Raw genomic sequence first — 13,712 nt, forward strand, 5'->3', positions numbered from 1 at the left:
GCGCCGGTGTCGCGGCGCGCCGCTCAGCAATCCGGCGCGACCCGGCCATCGGAGCCGGTCTGGGTGTAGGCGTCGGGAATGAAGCGCCCGCTGCCGATGCGGTTCCAGATGCTGCTGGTGCCGAAGGTGCCGGTGACCGAAGTGCCGTTGGTCTGGCATTGGATGGTCACGCTGCTGCCGTCGGCGAGCGTGCCGACCACGGAATAGCCCGTGCCCGGGCCGGAGCGCACGTTGAGCGGCGTGCCGTTGGTGTCGACCGTGCCCGGCGCGCCGCTGGGGTTGGAGCCGCCGCCGTCGGAGCGGAACGCGTTGCGCATGCCGGCGGGTTTGTTGTTGTTGTTGAAGTAGTGGTCGGTGATCCACTTCCAGTCGCGGCCGTTGTTGGCCGCCCAGCGCTGGGTGCCCCACTGGCTCATGCCGCGGCCGTGGCCGAAGCAGCCCTTGCCCTTGCCGACCGAATCGCTGAGGCAGGGCCAGTTGTTGCGCGGCGAGCCGTTGTTGCCGTTGCCGCAGCTCAGGTCGTTGTTGCTGCACGACAGGCCGTCGCCGGGATCGTCCCAGGCGTTGTTTTCCGAGGAATATTCGCTGAAGGCCGCGCTCTTGCCGTCGCGGCTGAGGATCACGCCGCGGGTGGCGTTGGCGGCGGCGACCGTGGCCGAGACCGAGTCGGCGTTGAACACCTGACACGAGGTGGTGTTGCAGATGTCGTAGCGGCTGCTGATCGGATGGGCGACGAAGTACGCGCCGTAAGTGCGGTACGCGACCGCGCCGGCCGCCAGCGATTGCGCGTGCCACGACGGGATCCACTCTTCGTCCAGCCCCTTGGCCACGTAGTCTTCGAGGCTGTAGACCGACACGCCCGAGCACGAACGTCCGGAACAGCTGGTGCCGACGCGGATGCTCGACGGCACCGACACCGCGGTGGCCGAAACCTGCGCGGCGGCCAGCGTTTGGCCGGCGCGCATGGCTTGCCCGGCGTTGTCGGCATCGAGCTTGCGCATGAAGTCTTCGCGCTCGCGCCGCGCCGCGGCGTTGCTGTCGGCCTGGGCGTGCACGCGCTTTTCCACGCTGCGGCCGCTGCCGCGCTGCAAGTCGACGACGAAGTGGCTGGAATCGTTGACCAGCGACAGGCCGTCGAGGCGTTGCGCGCGATAACCCGGCGCCTCGATGTCGAGCGAGGTAGTCGGCGGCAACGCGTCGGCCTTGGACGCGTTCTCGGCGAACTTGCCGCGCACTTCGAAGTAGCCGTCGGCATCGGTGACCGCGCGCTCGCCCAGGCCGCTGCGCACGCGCGCGCCGGCCAGCGGCTGGCCCGTGCGCTGGTCGTAGACGTGGCCGCTGAGCACGCTGCAATCGCTGCATTCGGCGGCTTTCAGCGCGAGCAGATCGAGCGCTTCGGATTCGCGCTTGGGCGACAGCCACACCGTGGTCGGCAGGCCCAGCGCGTTGTCGGAGTGCACGGTGGTGACGACCGGCAGATAGCCCGGCGCGCTCACCGTGAGGCGGTATTCGCCTTGCGCGAGGCCGGCCAGACGGCCGCCGGCGGCGGCCAGATCCAGACGCTGCCGCGCCGCCGCGCCGCCTACCGGCGCCAGACTCACCTGCGCCGCCAGCGCGCGGCCGCTGACGCTGTCGCGCACGCGCAGGTCGAACGCGGCCGCGGTCGCATCGCTGCGCACGGCGATGCGCGGCGCGTCGGCCTGCGCGGCGGCGGCGGGCGCGCTCTGGCCGGCGAACGCGCTGCCCATGATCAGGGTGCAGAAACCGGCCAGCCACGGCAGGCCGCTGCGCGCCAGCGGCGCGGGCGCGGCCGGGTCGTGGCCGGGAAGGGAGTTGCGGGTACGGCGAGAGGTCATGGCGAAATCCCGGATCGGCTGAGTGCGTTCGCCGCCGCGAAGGCGACGAGGGCGAAGGCAACGGGCGGCGCCCGCGGCCTTCGTTGTAGGCCGCGCGGCTGTCGGGCACCTGTCGATCGCCGCTCGCGCGCGGCCTCGCGTTCGGTATCGCGATGGCAGTCACTGCCGGGGCGTGCGCGCGCCGACGCTCGCCTGTCGCGCCGCGGTCACGCACGCGACGCGGACGCGGCGGAGACTGCGCGCGCCGCGTCGACGAACGCGGCGACGCAGCCGACCGCCGGCGTACCGGCGCCCGCGCGCGTCCGACCCGGTAAGACGCCCACAGGCGTTAATGGCGATGCCGACCGCCCGCGACGCGGGCGCGGCGGGCGCCGCCGGCCACGGCGCGCCCATCCTCAGTTCCGACAAGGAGTCCCATGAACTTCAAGCGTTTCGCCCTGTTCTGCGCGCTGGCCCTGGCCAGCCACGGCGCCCTCGCCTCCGGCTGGACCTCGCTGGGCCGGCTCAACGCGCCGACCGGCTTTCCGCAAGCCGACACCTGCAACCTGCGCGTGATCAACCACTACTGGAGCAACAAGCCCATCGTCGTGCCGAGCTCGGTCAACCGCTACGGCCCGACCAACGTCCAGTACATGTTCGCGCTCGATCTGGCCTCGCTGCGCACCTTCACCAGCAACTCGGTGGCGCTGTCGCGGTTCAAGACCGCGGTCGACGCCTACAACGCCACCAGCGGCGCCAAGAGCCTGTACGCCAGCCTCAACGTCGGCGATTTCCCGGGCGTGAGCATCAACCTGTCCTATGCCGATTCGGCCGGCCTCGTGCAAGGCAGCGGCTGGGGCGTGGCCCCGTCGGAACTGCAGTATTACGAACTGCAGGAGTCGTGCCCGCAGTAAGCCGCATCGGTTCGGCGGCGTTCCGGGGCCGCGCGCCGGCCCCGGGACGCTTCGCGGCCGTGCCGGCCGCGCGTTTCGGGACTATCGGCACTGCCGGCCGTGCGCGGGGCGAGCGACCTTAGGCCACCGCGCGCGACGCGCCTTGCGGCCTCATCGACATGACCGGTTCCCGTCAGCACCCGTTGTCTCGTGTTTCGCTGTTGCGGCTCGCCCTGCCCGCGTGCGCGCTCTTCGCGGCGCCCGCGTTCGCCGCCGCGCCTGCGGCCGCGCCCTCGCCTCCAGCGCCCGCAACGAACGCGCCGGCGCGCGCGCTCGACAATTACACCGTGCTGCGCCTCACCGTCGAGAACCAACGCGGCGAGATTCTGCTGGAGAAAATCGCCGACGGCTGGATGACGCCGGCCGCGCGCTCCAACCAGAACCGCACCGTGCGCGAATCGCTCGCCGCGCTGGCCAAGGATCTCGGCGTCTCCATCGCAACGCCGCGCTTGGCCGGTCTTTTCAGCTACCAGTTCCGCGAGAACCCGGTCGACCCCAACCACGCGGCAGTCTCTTTCCGCGCTCACTACGCCGCGCGCCTCGACGGACCGGCCGGCAAGCCGGCCGACGCGGCCAAGCAATACCGCTGGGTCGCGCGCGACCGGCTCGACGAGTTCGTGACGATCCAGGCGCTCAACAAAGAACTGCACCAGATCCTCGACCACCCCGACACGCTGTGGGGCGGCGCCTTCGTGTTGAGCTTCGAAGGCGACAAGATGGTCTCCACCGAACAGACCGAAGCCTTCTACCCGCTGCGCGGCCCGTGATCGGGCCGCGCAACGCCGCGTTCAACGCAGCGGAATCGCCACCGGCCGCAGCGGCGCGGCGTCGCCGCCGCGGATCTTGAGCGGGCCGCCGATGAAAGCGAACTCGTAGACCCGGTCGCGCGAGAGTTCGTCCAGCGCGATCAGCTCGATGATCGGCACGCCGTGCTGGGCCAGCAGATAGGTGTGCAGCGGCACGTACTCGCCCTGCACTTCCGATGGGAAGGTCTCCAGGCTCAGATTGTCGGCGCCGATCACCATCGCGCCGGCCTCCTCCACCAGATAGCGCGCCGCGTCGATGCCCAGGCCCGGCGGCTGCGCGATGTAGGCGTCGGCCTTCTCGAACAGCTTCATCCGGCCGGTGCGGATCAGCACGATGTCGCCGCGCTGCAGTTCCAGCTTCTGCTTGGCCAGCGCCTCGCGCAGGTCCTGGCGGGTGATGCGGTACTGATCGGGCAGCATGTCCACGCCCTTGGCCGCGGCGATGTCGAGCAGCACCCCGCGCGCGATCAGCGGCGGGAATTTCTCGATGCCGGCCTTGCTCCAGCCGCGGTCGCCGACGTGCTTGTCGGCCTCGAACCCGTTCCAGATGCGCCCGCCGATGCCGAAGTGGTTGAGCGCGTCGATGTGCGTGCCGGTGTGGCTGTACATCGAGAACGCGGTGCCGGTGTAGCTGGTGTGGGCGTTCATCGCCGCGCCGACCTGCATCGGGTCGTCGATCTGGGTGCCGCGCGGGGTGTGGGTCATCCAGAACTGGAAGTGCGGATCGCCCGCGGCCTGCCAGCTCGGCATGCCGATGAAGTATTCGGTGGCCAAGTCGTAGACCTTGCCGCCGCGCAGGCGGCCGAGCACGGCCGCGGTGGACTGCTCGGTGATCAGGTTCAAGCGGCCGATCTGGTCGTCCGGGCCCCAGGGGCTGCGGCCGACTTCGGCGGCGCCGGCGGGAGCGGCCAGCGCCAGCGCCAAGGCGGCGCCGGCGAGGGTGTGTGCGAGTTTCATCGAAGTCTCCATGCGTTCGCGCCGTGGCGGCGCGGTTCGGTCTGTGTGGGGCGGCGCCGAAGCGGCCGCGTGGACACAGCTTGAGCGCGGCGCGGCGGCGGAAACAGCCGCGCCGGGTGCAGGGACTATTCGCTGGGCGTCAGCAATCGATGGCGGGCCGGACTACGCGAGGCGAAGGCGTCGCTGTCAATCGTCGGCGCCCAAGGCCGCGGGCAACTCCGCCGCGAGGAAATCGACGAACGCGCGCAGCTTGGCCGGCAAGTGGCGGCCGGTGGCGTACACCGCATGCACGTGGCGCGGCGGTTGGCGATGCTGCGGCAGCAGTTCGCGCAAACGCCCGTCGGCGATCGCGGGCGCCGCCACGAACGCCGGCAGGCTGCCGACGCCGTGGCCGTCGATCAGCAGATCGCGCAGCAACAAACTGTTGTTGGCCGCGACCCGCGGCGCCGGCAGGGTGAACTCGCGCTCGCCGTCGGCGCCGCGCAGCTGCCATGCGCGCGGCGATTCGGACAGGCTGTAACCGAGCAAGGCATGGCCGCACAGTTCCTGCGGTTCGCGCGGTTCGCCGTGGCGTTGCAGGTAGGAAGGCGCGGCGCACAGCAGTTGTTCGACCCGTCCCAGCCGGCGCGCGATCAGGCTCGAATCCTCCAACTCCGCGCGCAGCCGCACCGCCACGTCGAAGCCCTCGCCGACCAAGTCGACGACGCGATCGTCCAGCGCGAGATCCAGACGCAGATGCGGATGCGCGCGCAAAAACCGGCTCAGCAACGGCGACAGCACGCACAGGCCGAACGACAGCGGCGCGTTGACCCGCAACAGCCCGTCGATCCGCTCGGAGCCTTCGCGCACGCGCCGCTCCAGCGCGTCGATCTCGTCGAGCAAGCGCACGCACTCGGCGAAGTACAGCCGCCCGCCGTCGGTGAGGCTCATGCTGCGCGTGGTGCGCTGGAGCAGCACCGTGTCCAGCCGCGCTTCGAGCTGGCGCACCTGCTTGCTCAAGCCGGCGGCCGACAAGGCCAGATCGTCGGCGGCGCGGGCGAAGCTGCCGAGCTCGACCACGCGGCGAAAGCTGCGCATCAGCGCGAGTTGATCCATGCGGTGGCCGCCATCGTGCGTTCGGGGCGGCCATGATGCCGCCGCCGGCGCTCAGCGGCCAGCGCGCGGATCGCGCGTCCCGCCGCGCGGCGGGACGCTCAGCCCGCCGCGCCTTCCAATACGCCGAGACGGCGCGGCAGCGCGGCCGGCGCGCTCGGCGCGATCTCGGCCGCAATCGCCAGCGCGGCCGGCGCCGGCGCCGCGGCGAAGCGATGCCGCTCCAGCCAGGCCTGGAACATCAGCACGTTCCACAAATGGGTATGCCACTTGCGCTCGCCGGCCTGGAATTCGTTCCACACCGTGCGGATCGCGCGCGGGTCGAAGTGGCCTTCGCGGCGCAGGCGCGATTCGTCCAGCAAGGCCTCGGCCCACTCGCGCAGCGGCCCGCGCAGCCAGCGCGAAACCGGCGCGCCGAAGCCGGTCTTGGGGCGGTAGATCAGCTTGTTCGGCAGGTAGCGTTCGAGCAGGCGCTTGAGCACGTATTTCTGTTCGCCGCGATGGTGCTTGAGCGCGGTCGGCAGCGACCAGGCGAATTCGATCACGCTGCGGTCCAGCAGCGGCGAGCGCGTCTCCAGACCGCAGGCGCTGCCGGCGCGGTCGATCTTGGTGAGGATGCCGTTGGGCAGGTCCATGCGGAAATCGAGGTATTGCACGCGGTCGGCGGCGTCGCCGACCGGCAGGTGGCCGTCGCGGTCGCGGAACAGCGTCGCCGGCTCGCAGGCGCCGGGCACCGCGGCGGCCGGGTCGCGCCAGCGCGACACCCGTTGCAGGTAGTGGTCTTCGACCCGCTGCGCGCCGAGCTCGGCCCACAGCGCGCGCACGCCGCCCAGGCGCGCGCGCTCGGCCTCGCCGCCGCTGCGGCGCGGCGCCAGCCGGCGCAGCGACGCCGGCACGCGTTCGTTCCAGCGCGCGTTGCGCACCGCGCGGCAATACGCGGAATGGCCGAAGAACAGTTCGTCGCCGCCGTCGCCGGTCAGCGCGATGGGGCTGCGCCGCGCCACCAGTTCGCTGGCGATCAGGGTCGGCACCTGCGAGGAATCGGCGAAGGGCTCGCACCACACGTCCGGCAAGCGGTCGATCGCTTCCAGCGCTTCGCGCCCGCCGACGCGGTGTTCGGTATGGCGGGTGCCGAGCGCGCGCGCCACCGCGCGCGCCCAGTCGCTTTCGTCGTGGCGGTCGTCGTCGAAGCCGATGGCGTAGGTGTCGACCGGCGTGGAGGACTGCGCCTGCATCATCGCCGTCACCAGCGAGGAATCGGTGCCGCCGGACAGGAACGCGCCGACCGCGACCGGCGCGCGCATGCGCGCGGTCACCGCCTGCTGCAGCAGGATTTCGAGTTGATCGACGGCCTCGTCGGCGCCGATGTCGCCGCGCAGCTCGACCGCCTCGGCCATGCGCTGGCGCGGGCACCAGTAGGTCTGCGCGTCGCGCTCGGGATGGTGCCCGCTCGCGCCCGCGCGCAAGGCCGCGAAGCTCATGCGCAGCAAGGTGCCCGGAGCGAGCTTGAACACGCCGCAATGGATCGAGTACGGCGCGGGAATGTAGTCGTAGCGCAGCAGCAGGCTCAGCGCGTCGCGGTCCACCGGCGCGTCGAAGCCCGGCAGCCGGTGCAGCGCCTTGAGCTCGGAGGCGTAGGCGAAATCGCCGTCGACCCAGCCGTAGTACAGCGGCCGCTCGCCGACCCGGTCGCGGGCCAGCCACAGCTGCCGCTCCTGGCGGTCCCACAGGCTCAGCGCGAACGCGCCGTCGCAGCGCGCCAGCGCGCGGCGCAGGCCCCAGCGCACGATCGCGCCGAGCATCAGCTCGGCGTCGCTGGCCTGCGGGCCGACCGCGTTGAGCGCGACCAGCGCGCGATGCAGCGAGTCGCGCTCGTACAGCGCGCCGTCCATGCTCAGCAGATAACGGCCGTCGGCGCTGGCGACCGGTTGCGCAGCGCCCTGGCGCTCGCGGCAGTGCGCCATCGCGACGCCGGCGGCGGCGTCGCTCCAGACTTCGTGCGCGTACGCGCCGCGATGCTGCAAGGCGTGGATCATCGAACGCAGGCAATACCGCAGGCGTTCGTCCTCCCAATCCGGCTGCGCGCGCCACACCCCGGCCAAGCCGCTCATGCGCGCCTCCGGGTGGAACGAGGATGGTGACGGTTGCGGGTCGCGAGAGTCATCGGGCGCGCTCGGCGGGAGGAAGACGCGGCGGAAGCGGCGCGGCCGCTTCCGCCGACGGGGTCGGATCAGAAGCGGTACATCACGCTCAGGCTGGCTTCGCCGGTCTTGATGTCGTCGGCGCCGGCCTTGCGGCGGAAGCTGCCGCCGTCGGCCTTGCTCAGGCCGGTCAGTTCCAGACGCGCGGCGAAGCGGTCGTTGAACCAGTAGTTGGCGCCGACGCCGAGGCTGGCGAGGTTGACCGTTTCGCTGGCCTTGCTCAGGCCGACCGCGCCGCGGACCGGGCTGAATTCGTTGCGCGCGCGGCCGACCGACGCCTTGCCGAACACCTCGAAGCGCTCGCCGATCGGGAGGATGCCCAGCGCGCTGAGCTGCAGCGAACGGGTGTCGTAATCGCCGACGCCGCGACGGCTGACGTCGCCGAACATGTCGTGGTACGAGCCTTCCAGGGCGAAATACTGGTTGAAGCGATAGCCGCCGCCGAGCACCAGGCTGGCGCCGGTCTTGTCCTGGCTGCGCTTCTGGCCGGCCGGCAGCGCCGAGCGCTTGGCGTCCCATTGGGTCATCGCGGCGCCGACGCCGCCGAACACGTAGAAACCCTCGCGGTCGCCGGCGCCCTGGGCGCTGGCGGCGGTGGAGAGGCAAAGCGCCAGCGCGGCGGCGCCGAGCGCGAACAGCTTGCGTTGCATGGGGGTGGAACTCCGTCGTGGGGGGACGGAACCATGCTGCGGGGGCGCCGCAATGGCGTCAGTTGCAGTATCTGGGCGCGCTGGTGACCGCGGGCGACGCTCGGTAACGGAGTGTTACCGCGAGGGCGGGGGTTGGCGGAATCGCGCTGAAACGAACGCGGCCGGCCGAGAGACCGGCCGGCCGCGGGGAATGCAAACGATGTCGCTCCGCCGGTTTCGCGCGGCGCAACGCCCGGATGCGCGCGATGTCAGTCGGCGGGCAGATCGATGCGGAAGCAGGCGCCGCCCAGCGCGGAATCGCCGACGCTGGCGCGGCCGCCGTGCTTCTCGGCGACCACGCGCACCAAGGCCAAACCCAGGCCGAAGCCCTCGGGATGCTTGCGCAACTGCGCGAACGGCTGGAACACGCGTTCGCGCTCGGCTTCGGGCACGCCTTCGCCGTCGTCGTCCACGCACAGCGCGTGACCATCGTCGCTGCGCCGCACGCTCACCGCCACGCGCGTGCGCGCATGGCGCAGTGCGTTGCCGATCAAGTTGCGCAGCGCCAGCTCCAGCGCTTCGTGATTGGCCGACAGGCGCTCGACGCCGCCGCTGTCGAAACTCAGCAGCAACGGCGGCTCGGGCTCGAACAAATCGGCCAGATCGGCGAACAGCGCGTTGACCGGCACCGGCGCGCGCTCGATCCCGACCATGCGCCCGATCCGCGCGTAGGCGACGCTGTGCGAAGCCAAATGCTCCAGACGCTGGATGTCGATCTCCAGGCCTTCGCGCAAATGCGCGCGCTCCTCGTCGCCGGAGGCCTGTTCCAGCATCTCCAGACCGAAGCGCATGCGCGCCAGCGGCGTGCGGATCTCGTGCGCGACGGCCTGAGCCAGGATGCGCTGGCTTTCCAGCACCTGCTGCACCTGCCCGGCCATGTGGTTGAGCGCGTGGCCGAGCGGATTGACCAGCCGCGTGGTGACCTCCGGCGCGCGCGCGTCCAGCTCGCCCGCGCTCAGCGCCTCGGCGGTGGTGCGCAGTCGGCGCAGATCGCGCCAGAAGCGGTAGACCAGGAAATACAGCGGCAGCGCGATGGCGAGGAAGTACATCGCCAGGATCACGATCGAATCGATCAGATCCAGGTCGCTCCACGGCACGCCCTGCACCATCACATCGTCGAAATCGCCCAGCGCCACCGCCTGATCGCTGCCGGGCAGGCGCTGATAGGTGTAGGCCTCGTCCTCGCTCTCCATCACCACTTCGCCGCGCAGCACGCGTTCGTACTCGCGCGCGGTGAGGGTCTGGCGCAGTTCGTCCAGCAGCGCCAGCCGCACCGGATAGGCGAAACGCTGGCTCAGGTCCTCGCTCAGCGCCGGCCACTCCTCGCGCGGCGTTTCCAGGTAGCGCTGTTCGATCAGGTAATGGGTGCCGCGCAACTGCGCTTCGCCGTAAGCGCGGCTGTTCTCCGAGGTGATGCTCAGCCACGCGGAGATGCCGCCGACCACGATCACCGCGTAGATCAGCACCACGATCAGGTAATAGCGCACGAACAGGCCGAAATGGCCTTGCTTGGCGTGGTCGCGCCGGGACAGGTCCGGCTTGCGCGGCCACAGCCGGCGCAGCCAAGGCGGCGCGCTCATTCCCAGGCGGCTCGATTGAACAGATAGCCCTTGCCGCGCACGGTCTTGATCCGCTCGGGCTCCTCGGCCAGATCGCCGAGCTTGCGCCGCAAGCGCGAGATGCGCGCGTCGATGGAGCGGTCCAATCCGTCGAACTGGATGCCGCGCAACGCCTGCAGCAAATCGTCGCGGCTGAGGATCTGGCCGGCGCGGCCGGCCAGCAGCACCAGCAAGTCGAATTCGGCCGTGGTCAGATCGATGCGCACCTCGCGCAGGGTCGCCTCGCGGGTTTCGCAATCGATGCGCAGCTGGCCGAAGCGAAGCACGCGGCCGTTCTGGCGCGCGGCATGGTCGCGGCGCAGGTGCGCGCGCAAACGCGCCAGCAGCACCCGCGGCTCGATCGGCTTGCCGATGTAATCGTCCGCGCCCAGTTCCAGGCCCAGCACCTGGTCGATGTCGTCGGTGCGCGCGGTCAGCATGCAGATCACCCCGGCGTAGCGCGAACGCACCGCGCGGCAGATCTCGAAACCGTCCTGGCCGGGCAGCGACAGGTCCAGCAGCACCACCGCCGGCTGCAGTTCCAGGATCGCGGCGACCGCGCGCGCGCCGTCGGTTTCCAGGGCCACGTCGTAACCGTGTTTGCCCAAGTAATTGGCTACCAGCGAGCCAAGGCGTTCGTCGTCTTCGATCAGCAGGATGTCGGTCATAACCACGGAGCCGGGAGTCCGAGCGCGCCCGCGCTGCGGACGTGCGCCGCGCCGCGGCGCGGGGCCCGGCGGAAAGCGGTCAAGTATTGCCCGCCGGCCGACAGTTGAATCGTTCGCGCCCCCCGCCGCTTCAGCCGGAAGTCGGAGACCTGACTGATTGGGGGCGCCTCGTTCAGGCTGGCGGGCGCGCCGGGGCGGCGGGCCGGGAGCGCGAAACGCGCCGATTTTCGGCCGATCCGTCGATCGACAAAAAACGCGGAATCGCGCGCGTGGGCGAAAGCGCAAGCAACCGCGGCGCATCGCTTTCGCCAGCGACGCCGGCGCGTGCGGACAACCGGCGCGGCTTCCGCGCGGTTTCTCGCGGCCAACAAAAAACCCCGCTTTCGCGGGGTTTTTTATCGCTTCGTCGCTTCGCGCCGAAGCTGTGTAGTGGTGCCCAGGAGAGGACTCGAACCTCCACGGTTTTACCCGCTAGTACCTGAAACTAGTGCGTCTACCAATTCCGCCACCTGGGCCTTCCGCTTCGTTGCCGATGAACCGGCGCCGCTGCGAGGAGGCGTATGTTGCGTTGCGGCGCCCCGCCTGTCAACGATTATTTGTAACTTTTTTTACCCATCCGCTCCGCGCCGTCGCGCGCGCCCGTCGCCGGCGGCGCGCGACGGGCGGACGATGCGGCTCACAACGCGATGCTGCCGCGCGCCACCACCGGCCCGGTCGGTACGCCGTTCGGCGCGCCGCCCTTGGGTTCGAGGGTGATCGCCAGGGTCGCGCCGGCGGCGAGCTTGGCCACCGCCTCGGCCGGGACCTTCACCGAGTCGGCCCATTCGGTCGAGATCAGGCCGAGCGAGCGCGGCGGCTCGCCCTTGGGAATCAGCCACAGCTCGGCGACGCGGCCCTGCGGATCGTGCGGCGCCGGCACCGGCATGGTCATGACCTTGGCGTGGCGCTGATCGATCGACGCCAGCCAGCCGGCGCTGCCGTCGTCGCGCGCCAGGCGGGTGACCGGGAACGCGGGCTGATGCTCGATCATGATCGGCGGCTGCTGCGCCAGCGGCGGCGCGACCGGCGCCGGCGCGCGGCCGGTCCACACCGCCACCACGGCCAGCGCCGCGGCGGCCGCGGCAGCGCCGCGCCAGAAGCCGGCGCTGTGCCACAGCCCGCGCGGACGCTCCTCGCCCACCGGCGACCAGCCCAGGCGCACGCGCAAGCGCGGCCACAGCTGCGCGGGCGCGGCGACCGGCTCGATCTCTTCCAGCAAGGCCGCCAGCCGTTGCTGCCACTCGTGGACCAAGCGCGCGAACGCGGGATCGGTCTCGATGCGCAGTTCGGCGAGCCGGCGCTCGCGTTCGTTCAAGACGCCCAGCACGTACTCGCCGGCCTGCACGTCGGCGCTGGGCGGTTCGCGGTCGATGTCGTGTTCGCGAATGTCCATCGGCTCAGCGCTCCAGGCACGCGCGCAGTTGGATCAGCCCGCGCCGGATCCAGCTCTTGACGCTGCCCAGCGGCGAGCCGGTGCGCTGGGCCAGTTCCTCGTAGGTACAGCCGTCGAAGAACGCGGTGCGGATCAGGCCGCGCCGGCGCGCGTCGAGTTCGTCCAGGCAGCGGCGCAGGCGTTCGCGGTCGTCCTCGCTCTCCGCGCGCGCCGACGGCGTCGGCGCGGCGTCGGCGATCTCGTCCATCAGCTCCAGCGGCGCGCGCCGCAGCGACGGCAGCGCGCGCAGGCGGTCGATGGCCTTGTTGCGCGCGATCATCGCCAGCCACACCGCGGCGCTGGCGCGGCCGGCGTCGAACTGGCCGGCCTTGCGCCAGACCGTGGCGTAGACCTCTTGCAGCACGTCCTCGGCCTCGGCGCGCTCGGGCAGCACGCGCAAGCACACGCCGAACAGGCGCGAGGAGGTGTCGCGATACAGCCGCTCGAACGCGGCGCGGTCGCCGCGCGCGATCGCGCCGAGCAATTCGGCGGTGGGGTCGTCGGCGGCGTCGGGGAATGCGGACTGCGTGGCCGTGATTTCGGTCATCTGCGCCTCGAAAGTGCGCGCCGGCTCGGCGCGCGAATGCGGGGATTTTAGCCAGCGCGCGGGCCGATTCGGCAAACCTGCGCGCGGCGGCGGAGGGGGCCCGGCGGGATCGCCCGCATCCCTCGCCGCGCGCGGCCGAAGCGGCGGCGAGGGCCGGCGGGCGATGGCGATGGGCGGAAACGGCATGCGCGGACTCGGTCGCGGGCGCGGCCCGGGGCGTTGTCGGGGATACGGACCGCGGCGGCGTGCGGATGCGCCGCGCGGCTTGCTGCGCGCGCGGCCGCGGGCTATGGTCCCGGCACACCCCAACGCGGGCGGCGCCGTAAGCGCCGCCCGCTCTTGCTTTGGAGCCCACGATGAACGAGCGCCACCTGCCCCACCCCGCCGGCCTGCCGCCGCCCCTGATCGTTTCGCGCCTGGATTGCGAACGTTTGGAAGAACTGTTGGACACCCCGCAGACCGCCGGCCTGGACACCAGCGGCCTGCGCCGCGAACTCGAACGCGCCGAACTGCGCGAACCCGCGCAGATGCCGGGCGATGTGATCACGATGAATTCGGTGATCCGCTTCGCCGACGAAAGCACCGGCGAAGAGCGCGAAGCCGCGCTGGTCTACCCGCGCGACGCCGACGGCGGCGCGCAACGCATCTCGATCCTGGCCCCGGTCGGCAGCGCCCTGCTCGGCCTGCGCGTGGGCGCGAGCATCCAATGGCCGCTGCCGGGCGGACGGCATGTGTCGCTGCGCGTGCTGGGGCTGCGGTATCAGCCCGAAGCGGCGGGCGATCTGCATCGCTGAAGCCGGACGCGGGGTCGCGTTTCGTGGGTAGGAGCGGCGTGAGCCGCGATCCGACGAAGCGACGCAGCCCTGCCGCGATCTCCCGAAGCGCTTAGTCTTCC

General features: G+C 71.3%; 11 protein-coding genes, 1 tRNA gene and 1 pseudogene. 3 read left to right on the forward strand and 10 right to left on the reverse strand.

From position 1 onward, the window contains the following. Window positions 1-23: 23 nt before the first annotated feature. Window positions 24-1,856 (reverse strand): SpoIID/LytB domain-containing protein, encoded by a 1,833-nt coding sequence (locus tag J5226_RS20530; RefSeq protein ID WP_215836640.1) that lies wholly within the window; start codon window positions 1,854-1,856, stop codon window positions 24-26. Window positions 1,857-2,272: 416 nt separating this feature from the next. On the opposite strand from J5226_RS20530, the gene J5226_RS20535 reads away from it, so the two are divergent. Beyond that, window positions 2,273-2,749 (forward strand): hypothetical protein, encoded by a 477-nt coding sequence (locus J5226_RS20535; RefSeq protein WP_215836641.1) that lies wholly within the window; start codon window positions 2,273-2,275, stop codon window positions 2,747-2,749. Between the two features lie 158 nt (window positions 2,750-2,907). Then, a complete protein-coding gene (locus J5226_RS20540) occupies window positions 2,908-3,555 on the forward strand; it encodes an NUDIX hydrolase (protein WP_255322870.1) in 648 nt (215 codons plus the stop codon). A gap of 21 nt (window positions 3,556-3,576) precedes the next feature. Here the strand turns inward: J5226_RS20540 and J5226_RS20545 are convergent, their stop codons facing one another. The 9 genes and pseudogenes from J5226_RS20545 to J5226_RS20585 all read right to left on the reverse strand — a co-directional run bounded on the left by J5226_RS20545 (window position 3,577) and on the right by J5226_RS20585 (window position 12,817). Next, window positions 3,577-4,551 carry a cyclase family protein gene (locus tag J5226_RS20545; protein ID WP_215836642.1) on the reverse strand — a complete coding sequence of 325 codons (975 nt, stop codon included), beginning with the start codon at window positions 4,549-4,551 and terminating at the stop codon, window positions 3,577-3,579. A gap of 186 nt (window positions 4,552-4,737) precedes the next feature. Further along, entirely contained in the window at window positions 4,738-5,646 is a 909-nt protein-coding gene (locus J5226_RS20550; protein WP_215836643.1) for a LysR family transcriptional regulator, read from the reverse strand. Between the two features lie 224 nt (window positions 5,647-5,870). Next, window positions 5,871-7,754, reverse strand: a pseudogene (gene asnB, locus J5226_RS20555) (asparagine synthase (glutamine-hydrolyzing)); the annotation flags it as partial. Window positions 7,755-7,873: 119 nt separating this feature from the next. Beyond that, a complete protein-coding gene (locus J5226_RS20560; protein ID WP_215836645.1) occupies window positions 7,874-8,494 on the reverse strand; it encodes an outer membrane beta-barrel protein in 621 nt (206 codons plus the stop codon). Window positions 8,495-8,742: 248 nt separating this feature from the next. After that, window positions 8,743-10,113, reverse strand: a complete 1,371-nt coding sequence (locus J5226_RS20565) for an ATP-binding protein (RefSeq protein ID WP_215836646.1) — start codon at window positions 10,111-10,113, stop codon at window positions 8,743-8,745. Further along, window positions 10,110-10,799 (reverse strand): winged helix-turn-helix domain-containing protein, encoded by a 690-nt coding sequence (locus tag J5226_RS20570; RefSeq protein ID WP_215836647.1) that lies wholly within the window; start codon window positions 10,797-10,799, stop codon window positions 10,110-10,112. The genes J5226_RS20565 and J5226_RS20570 overlap by 4 nt, the downstream gene beginning before the upstream one ends. 430 nt (window positions 10,800-11,229) lie before the next feature. Beyond that, window positions 11,230-11,314: transfer RNA gene (locus tag J5226_RS20575), tRNA-Leu, on the reverse strand. A 161-nt stretch (window positions 11,315-11,475) separates the two neighbouring features. Further along, a complete protein-coding gene (locus J5226_RS20580; protein ID WP_215836648.1) occupies window positions 11,476-12,231 on the reverse strand; it encodes an anti-sigma factor in 756 nt (251 codons plus the stop codon). A gap of 4 nt (window positions 12,232-12,235) precedes the next feature. Next, window positions 12,236-12,817: a sigma-70 family RNA polymerase sigma factor gene (locus J5226_RS20585; protein ID WP_215836649.1), complete on the reverse strand. Its 582-nt coding sequence runs from the start codon at window positions 12,815-12,817 to the stop codon at window positions 12,236-12,238. Between the two features lie 356 nt (window positions 12,818-13,173). Here J5226_RS20585 and rnk point away from each other — a divergent pair, with 356 nt between their 5' ends. Beyond that, on the forward strand, window positions 13,174-13,611 hold the full coding sequence (gene rnk / locus J5226_RS20590) for a nucleoside diphosphate kinase regulator (protein WP_215836650.1): 438 nt from the start codon (window positions 13,174-13,176) through the stop codon (window positions 13,609-13,611). Window positions 13,612-13,712: the final 101 nt, after the last annotated feature.

The organism is Lysobacter sp. K5869, from assembly GCF_018847975.1.
Taxonomy (GTDB): Bacteria; Pseudomonadota; Gammaproteobacteria; order Xanthomonadales; family Xanthomonadaceae; genus Lysobacter.